The sequence below is a fragment of the Flavimarina sp. Hel_I_48 genome (genome assembly GCF_000733945.1).
Lineage (GTDB): Bacteria > Bacteroidota > Bacteroidia > Flavobacteriales > Flavobacteriaceae > Leeuwenhoekiella.
In genome coordinates, this window is sequence record NZ_JPOL01000002.1 from 2739131 (window position 1) to 2765620 (window position 26490).

The window sequence follows — 26490 nt, forward strand, 5'->3', positions numbered from 1 at the left end:
GATCAAGTATTTCATTAAATATCACAAAAAAAGGGCGCATCCCTGCGCCCTTTTCAAAATCCCCTAACACGGATTGATCAATCAATCCAATACAAGATTACCATTATAAAAATACCTTTCCTTACGGAAAACCGTAACAGAATAACTTAAATCAATCCCAGATCTTTTGCAACTGCGACAAGCTGTACGGCGTTATTAGCTTTAAATTGAATACGCAGCTTATTTAGTCTCTTTTCTATGGAGCTGACCCCACTTGGGTTGATGGATTCCTTTTTGTATTGATCGCTAATTTCTCTGTTTGAATATCCTTCGGCTAATTTTTTCAGCAACAGTATATCATAGTCATCTATCTCAAGGCTTTGTTGTTTATCAAGCGCTGCCGCAACTTGTGAAGAAATATATCGCTCATCTTTTTTAATGCAAACAAAGGCTTCTCTTAGATCTTCTATACTTTTTCTGCTTTTAAAAACATAGGCATCAAGCTGTTGTTCATTAAAAAGAGAGCGTATTCTCTGTAAGCGCTCTTCCATAGAAAAAACGATAATTTTTATATTTGATGGGTGCTTTCGTATAGCTGCTATAAGTTCATCGCCGCTTTTAAGCTTTTGCTCTCGATGATCTTCTTTAAAGGATAAATCTGCGATGAGCAGATCAAAAGATTTTTCTTCTTTAAGTGCTTTGAGATACTTAAGATATGCATCATCGCAATATTCGGTTAGAACGACCTCTTTAACGCCCATAGTAATGAGTTGCTGTTCTATCCTTTTGGTATTCCACCCTAAATCCTCTGCAATGAGTACCTTGTTAAACATTCAAATCTGTATTTCAACTTTTAAACCTTTGTTCAATTCTGATTCAAAACTAATGTTTCCGTTAATGGCACGAATACGGAATTCCATATTCTGCATCCCATTTCCCTTTTTCAATGCTGTTCCTATCCCATTATCCTGATAGACCATTCGCAATTTTTTGCGGTTTTGTTCAAACGAGATTAACGCTAAGGTTGCCTGGCTATGCTTTTTATTATTGGTCATTAATTCGCCCAATACCATATAGATTGTATCTCTCTTGATCTTACTGAATGATTCCCATTTAATTTTCTCTACGTTTCGGGTGATTACATTTAAATGGGTTGACCTATAGGAATTTAGCCTGCTGATTAATTGATCTTCAAAACCAGCACCTTCAATTAGCGGGCTATGGTTTTTTGCAATGTCCCTAGTTTCCTGGTAAATCCTATCTAGTTTTATAAGAATATGTTCTGGTATGTCCTGTAGGTTTTGTAATTCTGACAGTATTTGAAAAGTATCGTTAGCCAGTCCATCATGGATTTTTTTTGAAATTGAGGTCTCTGTGCGTTGAACCGCTTTTAACTGCCGTTGCTTACGTTTTTGTAAAATTCCATATATAATTATGACAGAAACCAATAGGATGACAATCGATATGAAAAAATAAAAATTCTTTTTGCTCTTTTCCTTTTCCTGTTGGACTTTTGCGATGTGGGTGAGTTCTTTTTCTTTATCAACATCGTATTTCATTGCTGCATAATTGTTCTCTTTCAGCCTTCTTGCATCTTCAAGACTGTCTTTTAAATTTTTAAAGCGAATGATCTTTGGGTCTTCAGTCAAGAGTGCATATTGTCCCAATGAATTTTCAATATATTCTGGAGAATTAATTTGTTTGGCGATATCATAGGCTTTTGTAAAATAAGATTTAGCTCTTTCATGATCATCTTTCTCTATAAAATACTCGGTTAAATCATTATAACTAGAATATTGCCCTATCAAATCTTTTTCCTCAATTCTATTATATAGGGCTTGTTCCATGGTTAAAAGGGCTTCATTGTTTTTCAATTTGAATTGCATATAACCAAAATTGGCCAATATACGTGCATATTGACCTTTTTTTTGAACTTTATTTTGAGCTGCTACTTTTAAAGCTTCTTCTAAAATGTCTTTGGATAGATCATACCTTTCTAGATCCTTATATATAGTTGCTTTATTATTTAATAAACTTATACTGTCATCTTTGGTATCAATAAAAAGAAGTGCTCTATCATAATAAAATAGTGCTTTTTGATAATTTTGAATACGTCTATAGATCATTCCCAATTGATTATTGAGTCCTACCATCATAGTTCTTTTAATATCGTTGTCCGATATTACTTCAGTTAAATTTAAGGCAGTTACTATGGTTTTTTCACTTTCAGCAAATAGGCCGTAAGTCGTCTGGCCGATTGCTATAAGCCTTAAATTCTTAATAGCTTTTAGGGTATCTTTGTTATTGATCGCATAATTTACGCCTTCCTTATAAAATTTTAGTGCTTTATTAAACTCGTCATAATTACTGGGTTTTAGAATTTTATCATAATGATATCGTGCACTATCTATTTCCTTCGTTATTTGAGTATAACCAGCGCATGCAAATATCACGTGTAATAAAAAGAGGAATGAAACTGTAAATGTTTTCATTCCTCTAAAATAAGCTTTATTAATTACATTTATTTTTCATCTGGTGGAGGTGGCGGCGGTATGGGTTCATCATCTCCGCAACATGCTTGTGTATTCTGCAACTCTTCATTTAATTTTTCTGGAGAACACGAAAAAAGTGCCAGATTGAGGAAAACCGTAAGTATTATTAAAATTGATTTTTTCATTTTATATGTTTTAAAATTGGACATACCGGTGGCTGTCCGAGATTTTTGACTCAGTGATATGGAGCGGTTTTCCGCTTTAAGAAAAGAAGAGACGTCTCTCTGTTTTTGAGAAGTATGGAGTGTAGAAGTAGAGATTTGAATACTTCTCAAATTGTCAAACCCGCAACGACCACAGCTCCATTTTGCAGAAATCTTTTACATCGCAAACCCCTTTGCATCAGGGACGTAAGTGATTTCTGAAGCAAATGAAGGGAGAATCGAAAAGAGGTTAGGGAAAATAGCTGGAAAGGTTTGGGAAAGTTCTTGGAAACTAATTTCCCAAAAATTTCTGCCGATTTTTCCCTTATATTTAAACCGTATTATTTAATCTAAGCTACTTTATATGAGCCACAAGGCGTTGATAATTCTAGCTTTCAAAAAAGCGGGACAGAACGAGCTGATAAAAGGGAATAAAGAACCGTCAAAAACGGAAAAGGCAACTGCACTTTCCGTGGCGGTGGCAGAAATTAATAGATCTACCATAGGCGAAAAAAGCCTGAGGACATATTATAAAAGGGCCAGCAGCGCAGAAGAAGGAGAGGATATCAAAATCCCACAATGGGAGGTGGTTGAGGCTTTATTACAGTATTTGGGATTCACGGACTATGCGGACTTTTTGCAATCGCTAGGGGAGGCCAAACAGCTTGGGGATTTAAAAGAAGATCGAACCATTGCCGAAGAAAAGTTTATGAAACCCTTTTTTATCAAAGGTTGGTTTCTGAGCAACAGGAAAGGATTGATTTTAGGCTTTACAGGAATAACTGTGCTCCTTGTGTTCTTATTTATAAATCTTAAAGAAGAACAGCGCTGGATGGTCTGGCAAATCGATCATTATAAGGAAGTCGATTTTAATGCACAGCTGGTAGGCCATGGAAGATTAAAACGCTACAGGGAAGAGCGGGTGGAGGAATTTAAAAAAGTAGAACCTGATTGCAACACCATATTTTTTAACAAAGACGGGAGTGTAAAAATCTGGTATGGTAAAAACAGTGAAGGGCAGTTGGAATTTTTTACCGCTCTGGGCCTTCACCCAGAAACGGGAAAAACGCTCAAATCAATTACAGAATATATGATTCTAAAGTATATATGTCCTAAAGAAAGGGATCAGTAAAAATTCTTTATTTTCAACTTCAAGATATTACTCTTTAATCAATCAAAACTTCATATCTGAAATATTTCATTTAAAGAACTTGAATAGAATTATTGAAAAGGCGATTGGGGAAATTAATTATGATGAATAATAAAACGATCTTAGAAGTAACCGTCGAAGAGAATTTGAAAAAGTAATTTGAATATAGGTCAAAAGGAAGTGATTATTGTTACAATCAAAAAAACCCTATAAATCAAATGATTACAGGGTTTTTAAAGTAGTCTAAAATGTTAAAAGTGGAGTCGGGCGGGTTCGAACCGCCGTCCAAACGGGCAACTCAATAGCTTTCTACGCGCTTAGTCTTCACTTAATTTTCGTGCACCGGCCGGATGAAAACCTCCAACCATTACCTTATCCTTGATTAAGTTTCGCCTTTTCATCAAGACCCTAAAAAGGCTAGGTATACTTTTTCGGTACCTCACAATGAAACGCCGTTTACCAGGGCTTTTCGGAGGTATCATGGTCACGTACCTTGTACGTGATTAGGGTAATCTTACTGTGATTCAGATTACGCAGCCATGGCGTAGTTATTCTCGCCGTTTAAAAAGTGTGAAAAATGAGATTTACGAGCTGTTTCCCAGCGCTCGGCGTGCTTACTATCCAATTAGACCCGCTGTCTAAACCAAATCGACCCCGGTGTATTGAATAAATTTTCCATTTTTTAAAATGGAAGGCAAATGTACAATTATTTTATAAAATAGCGCTTGCATTCTAAGGCTGTGCCAAACAACTATTTTTTATTTAAAGTGACCTCGTCACTTAGCGTAGTTTCTAGTTTGGCTTTGCCATAACTATTGAGCGTGCTTTTGTCTTTGGCAAAAATGACCAACATTTCAGTGGTATGCAGATCTGCTTCGGCTTTGTCACTTAGGGTTATCTGTGCAGATTCTATTATAAAATCTTTAGCATTTAATTCGCTATCATTTGCAAGGTTAATCGTTGCATTTTCCGCCTCTCCTTCCAGTGTAAGTTCTGTACTTTTCTGTAGATTGATACTGGTTTCTTTCGTTTCAAGCTCTGCCTGAAGTTCTGAACGGTCATTCATAAAAATATTTAGATTTTCCGTCTTTCCTTCCAGTTCGCCTCTAGCTTTTCCCTGTAACGTGATGCCCAGATCTTTGGATAATATGTCTAGCTCAAATTCGCTGTCATCATATGCGCTAATGGTCATATTATCCGTATCAAACAGGCCATCGCTTTTAAGTTCTACATCGTTTTTTAGCTCAATTTGGTTGATTTCTTCAACATTTAGGTAGATTTCAAGGCGTTTACTACTGGTAATACGCTGTGTAGTCTCGACGTAAAGCGTACTGTCACGAACTACAAATTTCACAATGTCTACCAGATTTTTATCTGCTGAAAGAATATAGCTGTTGCGGTTGGATTGCTTTATTTTGACTTCAAATTCACCACCTATGCTTATTCCATTAAAGCGTTGCTCAATGGGGTGGGTAACCGAAATGACATCACGGTCTCCCTCAATTTTTTCCTTTTTCTGAGCCGCACATGATGTAAGCATGCCCGCGATTACTAAAACAATCAAATTCTTTTTTGTCATAAATACTAAATTTATTATGCTTCCCTAAAAGGCGTTCACTATGCCGAAAATTTTCGGTTAAAATACAAGGTTTGTACTAATGCTAATCCTAATTTGTAAGAATAACAAGGTACGGCTAATCTATCAGGATGCCAATAGTAGTGCAATAAAAGCCGAAAAAAGTAAAACGAATCCTTATAAAATACGTATTTTTCCTATGAATGGAATCAAACCAGTAGTTATGCAACCGATAATTTTTGCTTTAATCAAGGAAAGAAAAGACCCGCCAGACAGGCGTACTGTTTTTTCACCCACAAAACTGCGCGAGGTACAGGAGCTCTTTCCCGAAGCAAAATTTCTGGTGGAAAGTTCGGCAATACGCGCGTTTCCAGATGTTGCGTACAAAAACGCTGAATTTACGGTAAGCGAAGATGTCACCGCAGCTGAGGTTTTGATAGGAGTAAAGGAGGTGCCCATAGACTTTTTGATATCAGGTAAGAAGTATTTTTTCTTCAGTCATACCATAAAAAAACAGGAATACAACCGCGAACTTTTGCAAGCGGTGCTGTTTAAAAATATAGAACTATACGATCACGAGGTCATTACAGATCAAAACGGAAATCGCCTTATTGGTTTTGGCCGTTATGCGGGTCTGGTAGGGGCCTATAATGGTATAAGGGCCTGGGGAGAACGGCATAAAAGTTGGTTTCTTCCTCCTGCCAGTACGTTAAGTGGACTGAAGGCGATGAAGGCCAAGCTGGATGAAATAAACCTGCCAAATATTAAAATCTGCCTAACCGGAGGCGGGAGGGTTGCCGGTGGTGCCAAAGAAATTCTTGATTATTTAAAAATCAGGCAGGTTTATGTTGATGACTTTTTGAATATGGAATTTGATGAACCGGTATATTGTAAAATTGATGTACTGGATTACAACAAGCGCATCGACGGAGAACCTGCTACGCAAAAAGAATTTTTTAGGGATCCCACAACGTTTGAGTCCAACTTTATGCGCTTTGCAAAAGTAACGCAGTTTCTGATTACGGGGCATTTTTATGGGGACGGTGCGCCGCAATTTTTGACTCAAGAGGATGCGAGAAATCCCGACTTTAAAATTGAAGTTGTTGCAGATATTTCCTGTGATCTTAACGGTCCCATAGCTTCTACCATTCGAACCTCTACCTTAGAAGATCCTTTTTATGGTTATGATCCCAAAACGCAAAAAGAAACTAATTTTGATGCTCCGGGTGCGATTACGGTAATGGCGGTAGATAACCTGCCATGTGCTTTGCCCATGGATGCCAGTGAGGGTTTTGGCGATATGTTTTTAAATCATGTTATGCCGGCTTTTTTTAACGATGACAAGGATGGAATCCTGGAACGCGCACGAATGACAAAAAATGGTCAACTAACTGATCGTTTTAAATATCTACAGGAATTTGTAGAGGGCAAAGAATAAACCATTTATACCGAAAATTGACGATTTACGGCTATTTATTGGTCAATTTTGAGCTTTTAAACCTATTTTTCTGTATTTATTAAGCTTATTTAGTCATATATAAATGTCTTGCTTTTTCATTTTTTTGACAGAAATTATGAATTTTCTGCTTATAAATTTTATATCTTTTATTCTTCTCTTTTCATTTATTTACGGTTTTCCCCTTTTAACAATTATTAAATGTATCTTTGCACGCAATTAAATCTTAATTGCAATGAAAGCTCACGATACTAAAATACTGGGAGAAGGTCTTACTTACGACGACGTACTTCTGGTTCCTGCTTTTTCTGAAGTACTTCCCAGAGAAGTTAATATTCAGTCAAAATTCTCACGAAATATAATCCTTAACGTTCCCATCGTTTCCGCAGCAATGGATACGGTGACCGAATCACGCATGGCAATTGCTATTGCTCAGGAGGGTGGTATAGGTGTGCTGCATAAGAATATGAGCATTGAGGCGCAGGCTATCAAGGTACGCCGTGTTAAACGTGCCGAAAGCGGGATGATCATTGATCCGGTTACTTTGCCACTTTCCGCAAAAGTCGGCGATGCAAAACAAAGCATGTCTGAACACGGTATAGGTGGGATTCCCATTGTGGATGGCGATGGAAAGCTAAAAGGTATTGTGACCAACAGGGATTTGCGATTTGAAAAAGATGACGAACGACCTATAATCGAAGTCATGACCAGCGAAAACCTCATTACCACAAGTGAAGGTACTTCTTTGCGCCAGGCGGAAGGTATTTTGCAAGAGCATAAAATCGAAAAACTTCCAGTGGTTACTGATGACCAGAAGCTCATAGGTCTGATCACCTTCAGGGATATTACAAAACTTACCCAGAAACCCATTGCCAATAAAGATACTTATGGCCGTCTTCGTGTTGCGGCAGCGGTAGGTGTTACCGCTGATGCGGTAGAACGTGCCAGTGCATTGGTGAATGCCGGTGTTGATGCCGTAGTGATCGATACTGCTCATGGACATACAAAAGGTGTGGTGGCCGTACTGAAGATGATCAAGGAAAAGTTTCCAGATCTGGATGTGGTCGTAGGAAATATAGCAACCCCAGAAGCGGCAAAATATCTGGTTGATGCAGGTGCAGATGCCGTAAAAGTAGGTATTGGCCCTGGGTCTATTTGTACCACACGTGTAGTCGCAGGAGTAGGATTTCCACAGTTTAGTGCCGTGTTAGAGGTTGCTGAAGCCATTAAAGGCAGTGGCGTACCGGTAATTGCCGATGGTGGGATACGCTATACCGGCGATATTCCGAAAGCACTTGCAGCAGGAGCAGATTGTGTGATGCTGGGATCCCTTCTCGCCGGAACAAAAGAATCGCCCGGTGAAACCATTATTTACGAAGGCCGAAAATTCAAAACGTATAGGGGCATGGGTTCTGTGGAAGCCATGAAAACCGGCTCAAAAGACCGTTATTTTCAGGATGTGGAAGATGATATTAAAAAACTCGTTCCAGAAGGAATCGTGGGGCGTGTACCTTATAAAGGTGATCTTGTGGAAAGCGTACACCAGTTTATAGGCGGTCTTCGGGCGGGTATGGGCTATTGCGGTGCCAAGGATATTCCGGCTTTAAAAGAAGATGCACGTTTTATAAAAATCACTTCCAGCGGAATTCATGAAAGTCATCCACATGATGTGATGATTACTAAAGAAGCTCCTAATTATAGCCGCTAAGTTTTTTGAAAACTGTAATTATGGAAATAAAAAAAACGGCCAATTCGGCCGTTTTTTATGCTCAAAAAGGTATAAAACAGTAAGAAAATTACTGCTTTAAGGTGATTTTTAGGTTGTCTGCAACCGCTTGAGTAAGGTCATGCGCGGGATCAAAGTAAGCTACTCCATTTCCTAAAGTCAACACTTGTGTATAACCTTGCTTCTTGGCAACTGCATCTATCGCGGTACCTATTTTTGTGTATAAAGGACGCATAAGTTCGTCACGGCGTATCTGTATAAGCTGTTGTGAATTTTGACGGAATTTCTGGATATCCTGCTCAATGCCCACGATAACATCCTGCTTTCCTTTTTTGTCAGCGTCGCTAACGGTATCGCCAAGACCCTGAAATTCTTCAACTTTCACCTGGTAATTGGCTACCATTTCTTTGAATTGGCTGTCCAGTTCGCCGCCATAGGTTTCAATATTGGTCTGCACTTCGGTAAGTTCTGGCAAGCTGGCCAGGACATAGTCACTGTCTACAGTGCCCACTTTGGTTTGTGCAAAAGTTGCAACACTTATAAATAAAAATAGAAGGGATGTTGTTATGCTTTTCATAATGTGATTTTAGTTCTTGTAAAGCGCGTATAGCGCCTGTTTGAACCGATTTAGTGGTTAATTTAAATATTTAGACAAAGATAAAAAAGCTTGCTTGTTGGCAAAGGGTTTTGTGATTTATCGTGCTCAGTCGTTTTGATTTACAAATTCTCCCCTGTGTGGCTTCAATGCATCGCGTACGGCGATCATATCTGTTTCATCCACAACGATAAAAGCAATGCTGTGCATTGGGCTAAGGGTTTCTGAATCTATGGGTTTTGTATTTGCCAGGTTTTTTGCGGCGTATTCTTTAAGATGAATCGCGTGATGCGCAGCAATTTCTTTGGCATCTGCACCTCTAAAGTCCCAGATAAGTTTAATTTCTTTGCTCATTATAAAGTTTTATTCAATTGCTGTGCCAAAAATAAGATTTGCTTTGGTATTAAATTCAGGACAAACCGGTTTAACCATATTTTAGCCGAAAAAAAGGTCAATAAATTCCGATTTTAGCTTATTTATGACCTTAAATACGGAGTTTTTTCTGCAAACAATTCAGTTTCTGAAGCCCTTTCTTTTAAAGCTGCTAAAGGTGTTTTCGTGTGTGGAAATCAAGCATCTATGTTTGCCGTTTATTCCTTTTCCTCTACTAAAGTAAAACAATAAATTTCATACATATTCGTTCAATGCAACGCGGTCTTTACTGACTTTTAATTTGTAATTTTGCTCACTTTTACAGCGGTATTCTTGATGAAATATTTTTTTATTGTTTCGGTTCTTTTTTTGGCGATGCCCATCAGCGCGCAGACCCAGGAAAATGAGGTGCTCATGACTGTTGACGGTGCTCCGGTTTATGCGTCTGAATTTAAACGTGTGTACGGTAAAAATCTTGACCTTGTTGTTGAAAGCGGGCAGGAAGATATAGATTCTTATTTGCAGCTGTTCAAAAACTATAAACTGAAACTCGCCGCGGCAGAAGAACTGGGCCTATTAGAACGCGAAGATCTTAAAAAAGAGCTGGAAGGTTATAAAAACCAACTTGCGGAAAACCTAATGATGGATTCCCCCGTGACCGAATCGCTTGTGGAGGAAGCCTACGATCATATGCTCCATGAGGTGCAGGCCAGTCATATTATGGTCGCGGTAAGCCCATCCAGTAAGCCTAAAGATACCCTTATAGCCTACAATAAAATACGGGAAATACGTCAGAAATTGGTTAATGGTGCAGCCTTTGAAACGGTTGCGCGCGAAAAAAGCGAAGATCCTTCCGTGGTAAATAATGGAGGGGACCTGGGTTGGTTTAGTGCTTTTAAGATGGTTTATCCTTTTGAAAAAGCAGCTTATGAAACGCCCGTAGTGGAACTGTCCCCCATTGTGCGTTCCAGTTTTGGCTATCATATTTTAAAAACCACAGATAAGCGCGAATCCCGCGGCGAAGTTGAAGTTGCGCACATCATGCTTGCGCTCAATAGAAAAGAAGGGGGCAACGATCAGGAGCGTCGCATTTGGGAAATTTATAAAAAACTTCAAAATGGGGAGTCTTTTGATCTCCTTGCCAGAAAATATAGCGAGGATACTAAAACCGCGCGGCAGGGGGGTAACTTGGCACGTTTCGCGGCAGGTGAACTTAATAGTACTGTATTTGAAGATAAAGCGTTTGCTCTTGAAAATACAGGCGATTTCAGTGAACCCTTTAAAACTAAAATGGGCTGGCACATTGTTAAGCTCAATGAAAAGTTTCCCATAGAACCCCTTGCGGACTTAAGACCGCTTATAGAAAGTAAAATAAAAAGCGACAGCCGGTCGCAACTATTGGAGAGTGCACTTATTGAAAAATTGGAGAAGGAGCTAAATCTATGGGAGAATGACGAAGTTTTAGCACAGTTGGGAGAATCTTTTTCTGCTACCGAAAATCAAAAGGATACCACGGTATTGCTGGCGGTTAAAGAAGACAGCGTATCTGTAAGCGAATTTGCAGATTTTATTGCTGGCGAACGTAGGTTTGCACCTGTACAAAAAACCGATACTTTAGAGCTAAAATCGGCTTACAGACGCTTTAAATCGAAGAAATTACGGGAATTTTATAAAGAACATTTAGCTGAAACCAATGCGGAATTTGCCCAAATCACCAAAGAATACAGGGAGGGAATCCTTCTATTTGCCCTGATGGAAGAAAAAATCTGGAACCCTGCTAAAGAAGATTCCGTGGGGCTTGCCGCTTATTTTGAAAAGCACCATGAGGAGTACATGAACCCGCCTGCTTACGATGTTCTGGTTGTTAACGGTACGGAGCTCAGTTCGGTAAAAAAAGCAAGAAAACTGCTAAAAAAAGGAAAGGAATATCAGGTGGTACAAGACAGCCTCAATAAAAATGAAGAAGTGCATATTTTCCTTACACAGGCAACCGCATCTGCCGGTAACGCACTTTTTCCGGAAGATTATACATTTAAGTCCGGCGTATCCAGGATTTACAAAGGTGATACGGATTTTACCGTGGTGGATTTGAAAAAAACAATCCCTGCGGAACAAAAGAGCCTGGATGACGTAAGGGGAGAGGTGATAGGGGATTATCAGCAATACCTTGAAGAGGAATGGATCAAAACCTTAAGCGAGGAGCACGAGGTAGAAATGAACACAGCGGTTTTTGAGAGCGTTAAAAAAGAATTGTCACGATAGATGAAAAAAACAGTCTTTATTTTAATATTCTGTTCGGTGGCCTTAAAATCATGCGAGCTGTTCACTAAAAAAACGATGGGCGCGCCGGTCGCCAGGGTGGATGAGGCCTATCTCTACAAAGAGGATATTGAGGCGCTTATCACCCCAGAGATGAGTGCTGAAGATAGTGTGATCGTAGTAAACCGGTTTGTGAATAGGTGGGCGACCCAGCAATTGCTCATGGAAGGTGCGCGACGCAATATTTCCCTTTCTGAACAAGAACGACTGGATGGCCTTGTAGATCAGTATAAACTTGACCTGTATTCACAGGCGTATAAAGATGGCCTGGTGGCAAAAACGCTGGATACTGCTATAAGCAATACGGAAGCGGAAAAATTTTATGAGCAAAACCCTGCAAATTTCAAGCTGAATGAGGAGCTTTTTAAGTTGCGCTACATTCATATGGGCGAGGGGGATTATGATCAACGGGAGATCAAAAGGCGTTTTGTGCGTTTTGATTCCATAGACAAAAAATATTTGGATTCTATTTCCGTACAGTTTAAGGCACATGCTTTGAACGATTCTATATGGATAGATAAAACCATGATTATTGCCAAAATAGATCCAATAACGGCTGAAAATGAGGCTAAATACCTAAAAAAAACCGATTTTCTTGAACTGCGTGATTCATTAGGATTATATTTGATTTCGATCAGGGAGCACCTCAAACGCAATGAAGAAGCACCCCTTGAATATGTGATGCCCACAGTAAAGCAGATCATTTTAAACAGGAGAAAACTCGAGCTATTAAAAGAACTGGAAAAGGATATTACTAAAGATGCGATCAAAAACAAACAATTTGAAATATATAACTAAAAACACCTTAATTGCGAGCCTATCATTCATTGGGCTGCATGCAGGTGCACAGGAAATAATAAATACAGAAGATACTGCCAGCGCGGTAGTGGATACCACGGTTGTAGAACCGGTAAGTTTTAAAGTGGATGGTGTTGCCGCCGTAGTGGGCGAGTACGTGATTCTGGATAGTGACATATCCAAGGCGCGCGCGGGACTTAAAGAACAGGATGTAGATGAGAGCGAGACCACGAGCTGTAAGCTTATGGATCGCCTTATGGAAAATGAACTGTATACCCACCAGGCGGTGATAGATAGCGTCCCTATTTCTGAACCTCAGATACGTTCTTATGGCAAACAGCAGATAGGTAGTTTCCTTAGGCAATTTGGCGGTGATGAAGAGCGCTTGCTGAAATTTTACAAAAAAGAGTCAATGGAAGCGCTGGAGGATGAACTTTTTGATATCAACAGGGATCAGGAACTTGCCCGCGCCATGCAGGAAAGGATAGTGGAGACCGTAGAGGTTACCCCAGAAGAAATAAGGACGTTTTACGGGAACTTTACTAAAGAGGACCTTCCTTATTTTGGGGAAGAAGTAGAAATTTCTAAAATACAAATAGAGCCCGAAGTACCGGAAGAGGAAAAGCAGAAAGTGATTGATGAGCTTAACGGTTACCGTAAAGATATCATTGAAAACGGAAGCAGTTTTGCTACAAAAGCAGTACTCTGGTCAGAGGATGAAGCTTCCCGTGGCGAAGGTGGATTGTATACGGACGTGGACCGTAAATCCCAATTTGTTAAAGAATTTAGGGATGTTGCTTTTAGCCTTCAGGAAGGTGAAGTAAGCGAGCCTTTTGAAACTGAATTTGGCTATCACATCATAAAAGTGGAAAAGGTAAAAGGCCAGAAAGTTGATTTAAGGCACATTTTGCGTATTCCCAAGATTACATCATCGTCAGAAGCTGATGCCAAAGATTTGATAACCAAGATCAAGAAGCGAATTGAAGATGGCGAAATCACTTTTAGTGATGCCGCAAAAGAATTTTCGAATGAAAAAGAAACAGCGAGTGACGGGGGGATTCTAATCAATCCGGTAACTCAGGACCGCATGTTTGAATTAACGAATTTGCCTCCTGATATTTACCCAAGGGTGCAAAACCTTGACGTAGGAGAGATTTCCCTGGTTTTTAATAATCCTACCCGTACCGGGCGTACCCGATACGAAATTTATCAGGTATCCAAAAAAGTGGGTGCTCACGAAGCGGATTTCGCTAAAGATTATGTAAAAATTAAAGATCTTGCCCTGCAGGCAAAACAAATAAAGGCAATCCAGAAATGGCAACAGGAAAAAATTGCTGAAACCTACATTAAAGTAAACGGGGATTACCGCGACTGTTCATACGACCGTAACTGGTTAAAAAAATAAAGGTACATGTCTGATGTTGCTGCAATAGATGGTCTTGTAGATCGCTATAAAGAACTTAAAAAGGAGATAGGGAAAGTCATTGTAGGGCAGGAAAAAGTGGTTGACGAGATCATAATCTCTGTTTTTTCCGGTGGTCACGCCCTCCTTATAGGAGTTCCCGGTCTTGCCAAAACGCTTATGGTAAATACCATTGCCACTGTTTTGGGATTAGATTTTAAGCGCATTCAGTTTACTCCAGATTTAATGCCCAGCGACATTCTGGGTTCGGAAATATTAGATGAAAACAGAAATTTTAAATTCTTAAAAGGGCCCATATTCTCAAACATCATCCTGGCAGATGAGATCAACCGTACCCCGCCTAAGACACAGGCAGCCCTTCTGGAGGCCATGCAGGAAAAATCGGTTACCATTGCAGGGAACCACTACGAACTTTCAAAACCTTATTTTGTACTTGCGACCCAGAATCCTATTGAGCAGGAGGGAACTTATCCCTTGCCCGAGGCGCAACTGGATCGCTTCATGTTCGCCATAAATCTGGACTATCCTACGCATGAAGAGGAAGTAGCTATTGTTAAAGCGACTACGACAGATCACAAAGTAACTTTACGATCGCTTTTTTCGGCAAAGGAAATAGAAGACTATCAGCAATTGTTGAGAAGGATTCCCGTAGCAGATAACGTCATTGAATATACGGTTAGCCTGGTAGGCAAAACACGCCCCAACGCAGATAATATTCCACAAGTGGTAAAAGATTACATAGATTGGGGCGCTGGACCCCGGGCTTCTCAGAATCTTATCCTGGCGGCCAAAACGCATGCTGCACTTCAGGGAAAATATTCTCCGGATATAGAAAATGTAAAAGCGGTCGCCACCGGAATCTTGAGACACAGGCTCATCAAAAATTATAAGGCCGATGCAGAAGGACTTACTATTGAAAAAATAATCGCCCAACTTTTATAAATATTACCCAATAATAACAGCTGCAAGGCAATATACTATAAAATCCAACCGATTTTTCGTAGTTTTGTAATCCTTTTAAGGAATTTACAAGACATTAAATATTATCAATAAAACAACTATATATGGCATTTGACATCGATATGATCAAAGGTGTTTACAGTAAAATGGCAGAGCGCGTTGACGCGGCCCGTAAAATTACCGGAACACCTTTGACCCTGGCTGAAAAAATATTGTATTCTCACTTGTGGGACGGTAAAACTGAAAAAGCACTTGTGCGTGGTAAAGATTACGTGGATTTTGCCCCAGACCGTATCGCGTGTCAGGACGCCACTGCGCAAATGGCACTTTTGCAGTTTATGCAAGCTGGTAAAAAGAATGTAGCCGTGCCCACAACGGTACACTGCGACCACCTTATACAGGCGAAGCAGGGCGCAAATAAAGATTTAAAGCGTGCCAATGAGACCAGTAACGAGGTTTTTGACTTCCTGGAATCGGTCTCTAATAAATACGGCATTGGTTTTTGGAAGCCGGGTGCAGGTATTATTCACCAGGTTGTTTTAGAAAACTATGCATTCCCTGGCGGAATGATGATAGGAACAGACAGCCATACGGTTAACGCCGGTGGTCTGGGAATGGTTGCCATAGGCGTAGGTGGTGCCGATGCGGTAGATGTTATGGCAGGAATGGCCTGGGAGCTTAAATTCCCTAAGCTTATAGGCGTGAAATTGACCGGTGAATTGAATGGCTGGACAGCTTCTAAAGATGTTATCCTTAAAGTAGCAGGAATCCTTACCGTAAAAGGAGGAACTGGTGCAATCGTAGAATATTTTGGCCCTGGTGCTAAAAATCTATCCGCTACTGGTAAAGGTACGATCTGTAATATGGGAGCAGAAGTAGGAGCAACAACATCAACATTTGGTTATGACGAGTCTATGGAGCGTTTTTTACGTGCCACAGACCGCTCTGATGTTGCAGATGCCGCAAATGAAATAAAAGAATATTTAACTGGAGACGACGAGGTTTATGCAAATCCTGAGCAATATTTTGATGAGGTTATAGAAATTAACCTTTCGGAATTGCGCCCACACCTTAATGGGCCTTTTACTCCAGATTTAGCTACTCCAGTAGGCGAGCTAGGGGAGAAAGCGAAGAAAAACGACTGGCCATTAAAGGTTGATTGGGGACTTATAGGTTCATGTACCAACTCTTCTTATGAAGATTTATCCAGAGCTGCTTCAATCGCCCAACAGGCAATCGATAAAAAATTAAAACCGAAAAGTGATTTTGGTATCAACCCCGGTTCGGAACAAATTCGGTTTACCGCAGAACGAGACGGTTTATTAACTGTTTTTGAAAATTTAGGTGCTACCATTTTCACTAATGCATGTGGGCCTTGTATTGGTCAGTGGGACCGTAGTGACCGTAAGGGTGAAGAGAAGAACACAATTGTACATTCCTTCAACCGTAACTTTTCAAAGCGCGCAGATGGAAACCCAAATACGCACGCCTTTGTAGGATCGCCCGAAATGGTTGCAGCGATAGCCATATCCGGTAAATTGGATTTCGACCCTATGAACGACACCCTTTTGAACGAGGATGGAGAAGAGGTGAAGTTGGATATACCTGTAGGCCTGGAGTTACCTCCCAAAGGTTTTGCAGTTGATGAAAACGGATACCTGGCACCCACTGAAGATGGTAGTTCCGTAGAGGTTAAAGTAGCTACAGACAGTGAACGTCTTGAATTGCTAGAGCCTTTTACACCTATTCAGGATTCTGAATTGAAAGAAGTAAAACTGCTTATCAAAGCTTTCGGTAAATGTACAACAGACCATATATCTATGGCTGGGCCGTGGTTGCGTTATAGAGGTCATTTGGATAACATCTCAAACAACTGTTTGATAGGTGCGGTAAATGCATATAATAAACAAACCAATTTTGTAAAGAACCAACTAACTGGCGAATATGCCGGAGTTCCAGATACCCAGCGGGAGTATAAGGCAAAAGGAATTAAAACCATAGTCGTGGGTGATCACAATTATGGAGAAGGTTCCTCACGTGAACATGCCGCAATGGAACCAAGATTTCTTGGAGTTGCAGCCGTACTCGTAAAATCATTTGCGCGTATTCACGAAACAAACCTTAAAAAACAAGGGATGTTGGGATTGACCTTTAATACAGAAAATGATTACGATCTTATTGAAGAAGATGATACCTTTAGCTTTGTTGATATTGAAGAGTTTGCACCAGACAAACCATTGACTATTGAAGTTGAGCACAAAGATGGCAGTAAGGACACCATTATAGCAAATCATACCTACAATGATGCGCAGATTAAATGGTACCGTGAAGGTTCTGCACTTAATCTGATCAAAAAGCAGAACGCTTAATTTTATAAATTGATATAGAAAAAACCAAACCCTCTTTCAGGGTTTGGTTTTTTTATTTTTTATACTGTAAAATTTACGAACCCAAATTACGTTTGAATTAACCTAAACACAAATTATGAAAACTAATAAAGTTTCAATATTTATTGCGATCTGTGGACTTGTCTTCAGCTCTTGCTCAAGTGATGATGATAGCGCCTCTCTATCAACTGTCAAACTTGAGGTAATAGGCCTTCAGCAACTTGAGAAAAATGTGGAATATGAAGCATGGATCGTTGTTGATGGCGAGAATAAATCCCTGGGCAGATTCACGGATGTTTCTTTTCCCAAAGAATTTAGGACAAATACAAATGATGTAGAAAATGCTACACAGTTCAAATTGAGTATAGAGCCGGGAAATGACTCCAGTCCAGAAATAAGCAAAACGGTATTGCTTAGTGGAAATTTCGCAGGCAACGGGGCTCAACTTGATATCAGGGGGACCTTGGGCAACTTTGAGGAGTCCACAGGAGCCTTCATGCTAAAAACACCAACGGATAATGATCCCAACAATGAGCAAGCAGGTATCTACTGGCAGCGTCCTGATAACAGGGCAGGTCTTCAGCTTCCGGTTCTACCAGAAGGTTGGAAGTATGAAGGATGGGTAACCGTGCCTACCCCCAGCGGCGATGTAAATCTTTCTACAGGAACATTTAACGATCCATCAGAACGCGATGATTTTCTACCTTATAGTATGACGGTAAACGCGCCGCCAAACTTTCCTGGGGAAGACTTTTTAAACAGCAACCTTCTTTCTAAGAGTGGGGTAAACACAATCCCTGACTTAAGGGGGAAAACGGCTTTTGTATCTATAGAGCCATTTCCAGATAATGATGGTAATTTGCCTTTTATCCTAAGACCTTTAAGTGGTGTAGCAGGAAATGAGTTGGCTCCCGCACTTAATACAATGAGTCTAAGAACAGCATCTTTTCCGGTAGGTACAGCATCTAAGGAATAGGTTGTAAAACCTTCAAGTGCAATCAATAAAAAAGACCCTGAACATTTGTTCAGGGTCTTTTTTTTATAGGTATTCCTCAAATTAATAATATGAAAATATTACTTAGTATCCTTAGAGGCTTTTAAGTTTTTCAAGGATTTGATCTACATCGACTTGCATATTATTTACAGAGCGTTCAAACTTTTTAGAAAAAGCCTCACCGTTGAAATCGGGTACATTGAGAGCATTTGTGATTTTGCCTTCCACAATCAAAATTTCCTCAATATTCTTGAGGGGGTAACTCATATTGTCATACTTGGGATTATCACTAATCAATATGACAGAATTATTATTAAGATCCTTCTTTATCCTTTTAGTTATCACAGCCTTTGAGGTGACCACGACAACGAGAGAACCATCCATAATATCAGTAACGTCATTAACTTGCGTTACAATTAGAATATCCCCATTGATTAGAGTAGGCATCATACTGTCCCCTTCTACCTCAAAAAGCTTTTGATTTTTTTTTGAATCATATCCAGGTATACGGTACATTTTTAAAGAACCAAGCCATTCTTCATCCTTGCCATTTTCTACAAAACCTGCATGAGCTTCTACATTGATGAGCGGTATAAATCCATTTTTAGGAGACATGGTAACGGCATGCTGCGAACTTTTTAAGATTTGATCTGTGGGCACACTATAAAGACGGCTCAATGTTAGTAAATGCTCTGTTGTGATTGAGTTTTGTCCATTTTCAATCAAAGAATAGGCACCTTGCGTAATCTTGAGTTCAAGTGCTATTTTTTTTTGAGATAGTCTTGCAGTTTCACGTAGTTCTTTTAAACGTTTTGAAATTGACATATGATATGATCGTTTTGTTTGATCTAAATTTAATAATACCGTGAGATCGAAACAATTAGTTTTATGAATTGAAGGGTGTAGTTTTCTAGAACTACGCTCGTGATTTGATTCAAAACTTTAAGGGATTGTGCTTAACTTTATAAAGTTATTGAGTCGAAAATAATTTTTAAACCTATCAAATAATTTTTAATTAATTCTTCCTGTGTTAATTAAGGGATACTATTCAATTTTAAAATATCCAGTATGCTTAAAATAAATAGACCCAATATAAGTCTTTGAAATTTTAATTATGGATGCTTAATTGTTGCATGAACATGATCAAAAACGAAAGCGATCATTTGAAAATTGTTTAAATCACTACTAGATTTTCAATAGTTGGAATTTAGAATAGTAATAAACGATAAATATTATGGAAAAAGCAATAAATAATGCCAAAGATGTAAAGAAATATGAATAAAATTAAATATTAAAAACCTATTAAAATAAGATACTGTTTTAAATCTCTCCTAGAATCTTTTAGCCCAAACCCAAAATGGTGCTAAATTTTGATTAAAAGAGAAAAATTATCTTTTAATAACAAAAATATGCAAAGAAAATGCTCTTGATAACCAATTTTTTATTTTTTAGAAACAATTTCAGGTAAAATCTAAATAGCAGTTTTTTATATGTTTGAAGGAAGGCAGAAGTATAATTATAGTCTTACATCTTGAACGTAGTGAAGCTTTTTATAACTCGTCTTGAAAATTTTCTAAATAGGTATGAATAAGTGAAAAGAATAAAACGCGTGTGTTTTACTCTATTTCGTACTCCAGGCGCATGGTAATACTAGCGGTTTTATTTTTATCTGAAGTATTGAAAGATCCGCCCCAACTGTAATCTTCGCTACTGTTCTGACCAGTAATCTGAAAAACACCCATAGAAGCATTCTTGAGTTCTCCCAATTCACCGCCACTATTTTCTGCAATTTTTTGAGCTCTTATACGAGCATCTGAAGTTGCTTGTGATATCATTTCTATTTTAAGGTCGGCCAACTTAGTGTAGTAATAGCGCGGAGGGCTACTTTGCAACTGTACGTCCCTATTCAATAATTCGGTAATTTCGCGGCTTACAAGTTCGACTTCCTTAACATTTTGAGATTCTATCTTTACGGTTTGCCTCAACTCATAGCCTTTGAAAACGGTGCCGGTAAAATCTCCATTCTGGTAAAGATTTTCGCGTTGTTCATTCGTACTTACTGCTTCAAAAACGATACGGTCTTCATTGATGCCTTTTTCCAAAAGGTACTGCCTGACAATATTTTTGTCGCGCGCAAGATCATTAAAGGCTAGCTGTAAGTTTGGATTTACCCGAACAAAATCTGCTTCCCACACGATGAGATCAGAAACAAAATCACTACTTCCCAGTCCTGTGGTAGCTATTGTGCCATCTGGGTTTGCCCTGTTCAAGTATGCATCACCCAGTAAATATGTGGCTAGGATTATCGCTATGCTGTAAATTAGAGCATTTAGAACTTTCATGAGCTATTGTTTTCAACCCTAAAAGTAAAAAAAAATAGCTGTATGAAGTGTTTCCATAGACAAAAAAGGCACTTTACATAATCCATTTGGTTCCATAGCATTTAAAACCTTCTTAAATACCGATTGTTGAAGCGGCCTAAAATAATTTTTAATCTTATTTTTGGCGCTATGATAGATACCGTTTTAATACTGGATTTTGGATCACAATATACCCAGCTAATCGCCAGGCGGGTTAGGGAGCTTAATATTTATTGTGAAATCGTTCCTTTCAATAAGATTCCCGAAGATTTAAGCGCCTGTAAGGCAGTTATTCTCTCTGGTTCACCATTTTCTGTACTTGCAGAAAAGGCACCAGTACCTAATTTGGAAACCATTCAGGGGAAATTACCCCTGCTGGGTGTTTGCTATGGTGCACAATATCTTTCCCATAATTTTGGTGGAGAAGTAGGTCAATCGAATACACGGGAATATGGTCGCGCCAATCTTTCTATGATCAAGGCAGAGGAACCTTTTTTTAAAGGTGTGGAAGAAGGTAGCCAGGTATGGATGAGCCATAGCGACACGATAAAGGCCCTTCCTGTTAATGCTGTTAGGCTGGCAAGCACAAAAGACGTTCTGAATGCTGCCTACCGTCTGGATGGGGAAGATACTTACGCAATACAATTTCATCCAGAAGTTTACCATACCACCCACGGTAAACAAGTACTGCAGAATTTCCTGGTAGATATCGCAGGGGTTTCACAAGATTGGAGTCCAGATAGTTTTGTGGAAAAGACGGTAGAAGAGCTTCAGGAGAAGGTAGGGGATGATAAAGTTGTGCTGGGTCTTTCTGGCGGAGTTGATTCCTCTGTTGCGGCCATGTTGCTGCATAAGGCGATAGGAAAAAACCTCTACTGTATATTTGTAAATAATGGCTTGCTGCGTAAAAACGAATTTAGTGAGGTGCTTGATCAATATAAAGGGATGGGCCTTAACGTAAAAGGTGTGGATGCGTCCAATAGATTTTTAGATGCCCTAAAAGGCCTGACCGATCCAGAGGAAAAGCGAAAAGCTATTGGTCGGGTATTTATAGAAGTATTTGATGACGAGGCGCACCTTGTTCAGGATGTCAAATGGCTTGCGCAGGGAACAATCTATCCAGATGTGATCGAGTCTGTTTCTGTAACGGGCGGTCCTTCTGCAACCATTAAATCACACCATAATGTAGGAGGTTTGCCAGACTTTATGAAATTAAAAGTGGTAGAGCCTTTGCGTATGCTTTTCAAGGACGAAGTACGACGCGTGGGAGCCAGTATGGATATGGCAGAAAAACTTCTGGGAAGGCATCCTTTTCCAGGTCCTGGACTTGCCATTCGTATCCTGGGGGATATCACACCAGAAAAAGTAAGGATCCTTCAGGAAGTAGATGCCATTTTTATCAACGGCCTTCGGGAGTGGGGGCTTTATGATAAGGTTTGGCAAGCGGGGGCAATGCTTTTGCCTATTGATTCCGTAGGGGTTATGGGCGATGAGCGTACTTATGAGAAATGTGTGGCTTTACGTGCGGTTGAAAGTACAGATGGTATGACCGCGGATTGGGTCAACTTGCCCTATGCCTTTTTGCAAAAAACATCAAATGATATAATAAACAAAGTTAAGGGCGTTAATAGGGTAGTATATGATATTAGCTCAAAACCGCCCGCAACCATTGAGTGGGAATAATTTAGCCCAGATAGAGCTAAACCATAACCTAATACTAGTAAACATGAAGAATATAGCTGTAGCATTCCTTTTTATTTTTGTGATATGCAGTTGTGCCAGTCTTGGCCAGCAATCCTATTCTAATCACAAAGTAAGTGAAGGAGAGACCATTTCGGCTATTGCCAATAAATATAACATTACGGTCTACGAACTTTATCGCTTAAATCCTGAGGCACGTGATGGTCTTTCTACTGGCATGATGCTTTTGTTGCCGGGAAGCAAGGCCGCAATGGCTCAAAAAGAAAAAGAATCCAGGGCAAACGAACAAGAGTTTGAGATCCATACCGTAGAGAAAGGGGAAACGGTTTATAGTTTGTCAAAAAAGTATGGCATTAGTGAAGCGACCTTAAAAAGATACAATGAGCAATTGTATACTTCTGAACTGAGAACAGGGGCAAAAATCAAGATTCCCATTAATAATGGAAAATTGACCTTAGAGACTCAAAAATCGACTGAAACCAATAGAAAACATGTGGTCAAACCAAAGGAAACGATCTATGGCCTCGCTAGTATGTACGGTATCACTATCGATGAATTAAAGGCGCTCAATCCAGATATGGCTAATAATTTACCAATAGGTACAATTCTCAACGTACCCGATAAAAGCTATACGGAAAATGCCAAAATGGATGAATCAAAATTTGCTTTTTATAAGGTAAAACAGGGAGATACCTTTTACTCGCTTACTAAGCGCTGGAGCATGACAGATGAGGATCTTATCAAACTCAACCCGGCTTTAGAGGATGGACTTCAACAGGGAATGATCTTAAAATTACCAAAGGATGGTTTGCCTATTGACGAGCAGTTGGCCACATCTGGAATTCAGGACCTTTCACTGGCATTAACTGATTTTTCTGAGAAGCACATTGCTATTTTATTGCCTTTTAATAGCAATAGTCCCGCAGATAGCCTTAAAAGTATGTTGAAGAAAAACGGTCTGTCCCGCATCGCACTTGATTTTTATAGCGGCGCTCTAATGGCGGTGGATTCCGCTAAATCATTAGGTTTATCTACAAAATTACAAATCTATGACACACAATACGAGCGAGGAAAGGAGATGGTAAATGCACAAATGATCAATGAGATTATTGAACAAGATGATTTTTCTCAGGTAGACGCTGTTATAGGGCCCTTATTAGGACAAAATGTAACAGATGTTAGTGGTAAACTTCGCAGTAAAGGTATTCCCGTAGTATCGCCACTTACACCCCGTCTGGAATTGAATTCCAATTTGTTTCAGTCCCGTCCCAATGATAATATATTAAAGGATTATATGCTGAAATATATTGACGTAAGTGGTAAGGACAAAAATATTATCGTCGTAGCAGATGGTAAAAACCAGGAGGTTAAAAATAAGATCCTTGGTCTATATCCTGATGCAAAAATTCTTGATCCACAGTCTGGAGATAACGGTTATTACTTAAATCCAGAAGATATTTTAACCCGATTGGACAAAAACCGTGAAAACTGGATCATTTTAGAAACAAATGATATTCCATTAATAAGCAACACGATTACTAAAGCAAGCACGTTGATCTCAGAGCATAAAGTGACCTTGATGACCACAAGCAAAGGTGATGCTTATGATAGTGAAGATATAAGCAATATGACACTTATGAGACTAGGATTTCAATTTCCTTCCATAGATAAACAAGGTGATCTTGAAGGTGAACTCAAAAATTTTGTAAATAAATACAGAAAAAAATATGGTGTTGCGCCAAATAATTACGCCATACGCGGATTTGATCTTACTTTAGATACTTTACTTAGACTGGCAAGCGCAGAAGACTTATACGCCTCGGCAGATAGTGGAGTCGAGACGAAGTACATTGAGAATAAATTTAAATACATTAAAGCCACGAAAGACGGCTTTTACAATCAGGCGGTTTATGTGTTGAAATATGGACCCGGACTTATTTTACAGGAAATTGAAGTACCTACCCAAATCATAGAAAAAACTGAAAACTTTAAAGATTAGTAATGACAAGTAAAGTAGTTTATCAGGGAAACCTACGCACACAATGTACTCATGAGCAATCAGGAAACACATTCATAACAGACGCTCCAGTTGACAATAACGGAAAAGGTGAGGCTTTTTCACCTACAGATACCGTAGCAACTGCTTTGGGAAGCTGTATGCTCACTATTATGGGTATCAAAGCCGCTCAGATGGATATTTCCCTTACAGGAAGCTATGCCGAGGTCTTGAAAACAATGTCTGCAGAGCCCAGACGCATCGCGGGGATAGGCGTAACACATCACCTTCCTTCGGAAGTAGGTGAGAAGGACCGCACAATTTTGGAAAGGGTTGCCCTTGCATGTCCTGTGCACGCAAGCCTACATCCCGATATGAATAAGGATATCAAGTTTCTCTGGGATTTATAAATTAGACACAGCTATAATATAAAAAGCCCGAAACGTATCGTTTCGGGCTTTTTTAGTACCATAATTCTTTAAAATAATCCGATTGGATAAGAAGGCTAATTCAAATAATCACAAACAATTTACAAAATGGAATCTTGGTTATTTTATAGACGATAGAATAATTGATGTGTTGCAAAAGGAAGCATTAAAACTTTACGTTATCAAATAAAACGACATTAGTCTGACTCGATAAAAAAATCATAAATTATTGAATATGGAGATTAAAAAAAATCAACCGAATTAAATAATCCAATCATTAAAAACAATTAAAATTCATTCAAGTTTAAAACTGTTATTTATTCATTTTATAGACCCTTGATTTTGATTTGATTAAGCTAATTGCCATTATCTCAGTTTTAGTATTTTCATAGATTTAGTAGAATTAGGGCAATCCAAAATAGGAATGATGACAAATTGTGAAATAATCAAATGAGTATAGGGCTCATTGGTATATTTAGCCCTTTGGTTGCTAAAATAAAATGGATATTTTAATTAGTTTTACGCATATAACTTTGATAAATAGGGCTATTATCAATAGGGATTTTTTATAAATGGAAAACCTCCACAAATTATTAATAAATTTGCTTTATCAATACATTTAACAGACTGGGAGAGACAAATGATATTGCAGAAGTGATTGAACATTTAGAAAGCGGCCATTCTGTCTAGAGCCTAGAATATTCCAGTTACTGGGGAATGGTATAATTATATAATTTCGGATTACCTGAAGCAAGTTAGAACAAGTATTCGGTACATTAAATCAATTTATGGGATTTAGAAAAGTCAACATCATAGGCATTAAACAAGCCAATAAATGTATGTAGCTCTCTTTTATTACTTACAATTTGAAAAAATATCTGAAATTTCTGGAAATGCACGCTAAAAGTAGAGCGGGAAGCTACAAGATGTCTTTTTTGCTTTAAAATCCTACGGCATAATAAAAGCCCTTAAAAGAGCCTTAATCTAGCTTGTCTATATAAAACCAACGGGTTGTACAACGGTTACCACCTTTGTTAGCCGGTGGCTTTTTAATTCAAATTTAGTTTCATCATTATATCAGTTTGGTCGTCATTTCCGAGTTTGAAAACGTGTTTGTCAAACGCCACAAATCCATTCTTTTCATAAAATCGAATTGCTCTAGGGTTTTCTTCCCAAACTCCCAACCAAACATATACCATACTTTTTTCGTTTGACAATTCAATTGCTTTGTCATAAAGAATTTGCCCGACTTTTTTTCCGTGATATTCTTTTAATACATAAATCCGTTCGATTTCAAGTGCTTTTTCGTCTTTACTCTCGGTTTGGGATTGTCCTACGTTTACTTTTAAATATCCGATTGCTTTTCCATCAAGCTCCGCAAAGTAAAATTCGGTGTTTTGGTCGATCAGTTCTGCTGCCAGTTTTTCTATTGAAAATCCGTCTTCTAAATATTGTTTCATATTTGCTTCGCTATTTCCTGAAGAAAACGTTTCGGCAAAAGTCAGTTTACCAATGTTTTGGAGTTCAATGATGTCGGCTGTTGTTATTTTTCTTACTATTATTTGTTGCATTTTA

General features: G+C 38.9%; 21 protein-coding genes and 1 other RNA gene. 12 read left to right on the plus strand and 10 right to left on the minus strand.

Translation table 11 applies throughout. The features are described 5' to 3' along the window. Positions 1–146: 146 nt before the first annotated feature. From P162_RS12050 to P162_RS17730, 3 genes are read right to left on the minus strand one after another with little or no spacing between them, the layout of a single operon-like run. Positions 147–812, minus strand: coding sequence for a DUF5932 domain-containing protein (locus P162_RS12050; protein WP_031427640.1), 666 nt, complete (start codon positions 810–812; stop codon positions 147–149). Then, entirely contained in the window at positions 813–2471 is a 1659-nt protein-coding gene (locus tag P162_RS12055) for a tetratricopeptide repeat-containing sensor histidine kinase (protein WP_031427642.1), read from the minus strand. Between the two features lie 29 nt (positions 2472–2500). Continuing rightward, on the minus strand, positions 2501–2656 hold the full coding sequence (locus P162_RS17730) for a hypothetical protein (protein WP_164076255.1): 156 nt from the start codon (positions 2654–2656) through the stop codon (positions 2501–2503). A 382-nt stretch (positions 2657–3038) separates the two neighbouring features. Here P162_RS17730 and P162_RS12060 point away from each other — a divergent pair, with 382 nt between their 5' ends. Then, positions 3039–3806, plus strand: coding sequence for a hypothetical protein (locus tag P162_RS12060; protein WP_031427643.1), 768 nt, complete (start codon positions 3039–3041; stop codon positions 3804–3806). A 273-nt stretch (positions 3807–4079) separates the two neighbouring features. On the opposite strand, the gene ssrA is transcribed toward P162_RS12060, so the two are convergent. Then, positions 4080–4480, minus strand: a transfer-messenger RNA (tmRNA) gene (gene ssrA, locus P162_RS12065). Between the two features lie 95 nt (positions 4481–4575). Further along, positions 4576–5403 carry a GIN domain-containing protein gene (locus P162_RS12070; RefSeq protein ID WP_031427644.1) on the minus strand — a complete coding sequence of 276 codons (828 nt, stop codon included), beginning with the start codon at positions 5401–5403 and terminating at the stop codon, positions 4576–4578. Between the two features lie 220 nt (positions 5404–5623). On the opposite strand from P162_RS12070, the gene P162_RS12075 reads away from it, so the two are divergent. After that, a complete protein-coding gene (locus P162_RS12075) occupies positions 5624–6838 on the plus strand; it encodes an NAD(P)-dependent oxidoreductase (RefSeq protein ID WP_031427645.1) in 1215 nt (404 codons plus the stop codon). Between the two features lie 253 nt (positions 6839–7091). Further along, entirely contained in the window at positions 7092–8564 is a 1473-nt protein-coding gene (gene guaB / locus P162_RS12080) for an IMP dehydrogenase (protein ID WP_031427646.1), read from the plus strand. Positions 8565–8652: 88 nt separating this feature from the next. On the opposite strand, the gene P162_RS12085 is transcribed toward guaB, so the two are convergent. Together P162_RS12085 and P162_RS12090 are read right to left on the minus strand one after the other, a co-directional pair. Beyond that, positions 8653–9159, minus strand: a complete 507-nt coding sequence (locus tag P162_RS12085) for an OmpH family outer membrane protein (RefSeq protein WP_031427647.1) — start codon at positions 9157–9159, stop codon at positions 8653–8655. A gap of 126 nt (positions 9160–9285) precedes the next feature. Beyond that, the gene (locus P162_RS12090; RefSeq protein ID WP_031427648.1) at positions 9286–9531 is read right to left on the minus strand and encodes a hypothetical protein; all 246 of its coding nucleotides are present in this window, start codon (positions 9529–9531) and stop codon (positions 9286–9288) included. A gap of 354 nt (positions 9532–9885) precedes the next feature. Between P162_RS12090 and P162_RS12095 the strand changes: the two genes are divergently transcribed. The 6 genes from P162_RS12095 (at position 9886) to P162_RS12120 (ending at position 18412) form a co-directional block, all read left to right on the plus strand. After that, positions 9886–11811 (plus strand): peptidylprolyl isomerase, encoded by a 1926-nt coding sequence (locus P162_RS12095; RefSeq protein ID WP_035917036.1) that lies wholly within the window; start codon positions 9886–9888, stop codon positions 11809–11811. Positions 11812–11847: 36 nt separating this feature from the next. After that, positions 11848–12666 (plus strand): peptidyl-prolyl cis-trans isomerase, encoded by an 819-nt coding sequence (locus P162_RS12100; protein WP_241077765.1) that lies wholly within the window; start codon positions 11848–11850, stop codon positions 12664–12666. Next, positions 12650–14071, plus strand: a complete 1422-nt coding sequence (locus tag P162_RS12105; RefSeq protein ID WP_316931606.1) for a peptidylprolyl isomerase — start codon at positions 12650–12652, stop codon at positions 14069–14071. Before P162_RS12100 ends, P162_RS12105 begins: the two co-directional genes overlap by 17 nt. A 6-nt stretch (positions 14072–14077) precedes the next feature. Continuing rightward, the gene (locus P162_RS12110) at positions 14078–15031 is read left to right on the plus strand and encodes an AAA family ATPase (RefSeq protein WP_031427652.1); all 954 of its coding nucleotides are present in this window, start codon (positions 14078–14080) and stop codon (positions 15029–15031) included. 122 nt (positions 15032–15153) lie between these two features. After that, entirely contained in the window at positions 15154–17418 is a 2265-nt protein-coding gene (locus P162_RS12115) for an aconitate hydratase (protein WP_031427654.1), read from the plus strand. A 115-nt stretch (positions 17419–17533) separates the two neighbouring features. After that, complete coding sequence (locus P162_RS12120; protein ID WP_051907877.1) at positions 17534–18412, plus strand: hypothetical protein; 879 nt, start codon at positions 17534–17536, stop codon at positions 18410–18412. A gap of 111 nt (positions 18413–18523) precedes the next feature. Here P162_RS12120 and P162_RS12125 read toward each other — a convergent pair whose 3' ends face one another. Both P162_RS12125 and P162_RS12130 read right to left on the minus strand, forming a co-directional pair. Next, a complete protein-coding gene (locus P162_RS12125) occupies positions 18524–19255 on the minus strand; it encodes an XRE family transcriptional regulator (RefSeq protein ID WP_031427657.1) in 732 nt (243 codons plus the stop codon). A 791-nt stretch (positions 19256–20046) separates the two neighbouring features. Continuing rightward, the gene (locus P162_RS12130; protein ID WP_031427659.1) at positions 20047–20772 is read right to left on the minus strand and encodes an SIMPL domain-containing protein; all 726 of its coding nucleotides are present in this window, start codon (positions 20770–20772) and stop codon (positions 20047–20049) included. Positions 20773–20940: 168 nt separating this feature from the next. Here P162_RS12130 and guaA point away from each other — a divergent pair, with 168 nt between their 5' ends. The 3 genes from guaA to P162_RS12145 are packed head-to-tail and all read left to right on the plus strand — an operon-like array spanning position 20941 to position 24897. Then, a complete protein-coding gene (guaA, locus tag P162_RS12135) occupies positions 20941–22473 on the plus strand; it encodes a glutamine-hydrolyzing GMP synthase (RefSeq protein WP_031427661.1) in 1533 nt (510 codons plus the stop codon). Between the two features lie 43 nt (positions 22474–22516). Further along, the gene (locus tag P162_RS12140) at positions 22517–24490 is read left to right on the plus strand and encodes a LysM peptidoglycan-binding domain-containing protein (RefSeq protein ID WP_031427662.1); all 1974 of its coding nucleotides are present in this window, start codon (positions 22517–22519) and stop codon (positions 24488–24490) included. 2 nt (positions 24491–24492) lie between these two features. Further along, a complete protein-coding gene (locus tag P162_RS12145; RefSeq protein WP_031427664.1) occupies positions 24493–24897 on the plus strand; it encodes an OsmC family protein in 405 nt (134 codons plus the stop codon). Positions 24898–25964: 1067 nt separating this feature from the next. Here the strand turns inward: P162_RS12145 and P162_RS12150 are convergent. After that, positions 25965–26486, minus strand: a complete 522-nt coding sequence (locus P162_RS12150; protein ID WP_031427665.1) for a GNAT family N-acetyltransferase — start codon at positions 26484–26486, stop codon at positions 25965–25967. Positions 26487–26490: the final 4 nt, after the last annotated feature.

Excerpts from the sequence above, each read along its gene's own strand:
- P162_RS12050 (WP_031427640.1), bottom strand. The coding sequence starts at position 812 with ATGTTTAACAAGGTACTCATTGCAGAGGATTTAGGGTGGAATACCAAA.
- P162_RS12055 (WP_031427642.1), bottom strand. The coding sequence starts at position 2,471 with ATGAAAACATTTACAGTTTCATTCCTCTTTTTATTACACGTGATATTT.
- P162_RS17730 (WP_164076255.1), bottom strand. The coding sequence starts at position 2,656 with ATGAAAAAATCAATTTTAATAATACTTACGGTTTTCCTCAATCTGGCA.
- P162_RS12060 (WP_031427643.1), top strand. The coding sequence starts at position 3,039 with ATGAGCCACAAGGCGTTGATAATTCTAGCTTTCAAAAAAGCGGGACAG.
- P162_RS12070 (WP_031427644.1), bottom strand. The coding sequence starts at position 5,403 with ATGACAAAAAAGAATTTGATTGTTTTAGTAATCGCGGGCATGCTTACA.
- P162_RS12075 (WP_031427645.1), top strand. The coding sequence starts at position 5,624 with ATGCAACCGATAATTTTTGCTTTAATCAAGGAAAGAAAAGACCCGCCA.
- guaB (WP_031427646.1), top strand. The coding sequence starts at position 7,092 with ATGAAAGCTCACGATACTAAAATACTGGGAGAAGGTCTTACTTACGAC.
- P162_RS12085 (WP_031427647.1), bottom strand. The coding sequence starts at position 9,159 with ATGAAAAGCATAACAACATCCCTTCTATTTTTATTTATAAGTGTTGCA.
- P162_RS12090 (WP_031427648.1), bottom strand. The coding sequence starts at position 9,531 with ATGAGCAAAGAAATTAAACTTATCTGGGACTTTAGAGGTGCAGATGCC.
- P162_RS12095 (WP_035917036.1), top strand. The coding sequence starts at position 9,886 with ATGAAATATTTTTTTATTGTTTCGGTTCTTTTTTTGGCGATGCCCATC.
- P162_RS12110 (WP_031427652.1), top strand. The coding sequence starts at position 14,078 with ATGTCTGATGTTGCTGCAATAGATGGTCTTGTAGATCGCTATAAAGAA.
- P162_RS12115 (WP_031427654.1), top strand. The coding sequence starts at position 15,154 with ATGGCATTTGACATCGATATGATCAAAGGTGTTTACAGTAAAATGGCA.
- P162_RS12120 (WP_051907877.1), top strand. The coding sequence starts at position 17,534 with ATGAAAACTAATAAAGTTTCAATATTTATTGCGATCTGTGGACTTGTC.
- P162_RS12125 (WP_031427657.1), bottom strand. The coding sequence starts at position 19,255 with ATGTCAATTTCAAAACGTTTAAAAGAACTACGTGAAACTGCAAGACTA.
- P162_RS12130 (WP_031427659.1), bottom strand. The coding sequence starts at position 20,772 with ATGAAAGTTCTAAATGCTCTAATTTACAGCATAGCGATAATCCTAGCC.
- guaA (WP_031427661.1), top strand. The coding sequence starts at position 20,941 with ATGATAGATACCGTTTTAATACTGGATTTTGGATCACAATATACCCAG.
- P162_RS12140 (WP_031427662.1), top strand. The coding sequence starts at position 22,517 with ATGAAGAATATAGCTGTAGCATTCCTTTTTATTTTTGTGATATGCAGT.
- P162_RS12145 (WP_031427664.1), top strand. The coding sequence starts at position 24,493 with ATGACAAGTAAAGTAGTTTATCAGGGAAACCTACGCACACAATGTACT.
- P162_RS12150 (WP_031427665.1), bottom strand. The coding sequence starts at position 26,486 with ATGCAACAAATAATAGTAAGAAAAATAACAACAGCCGACATCATTGAA.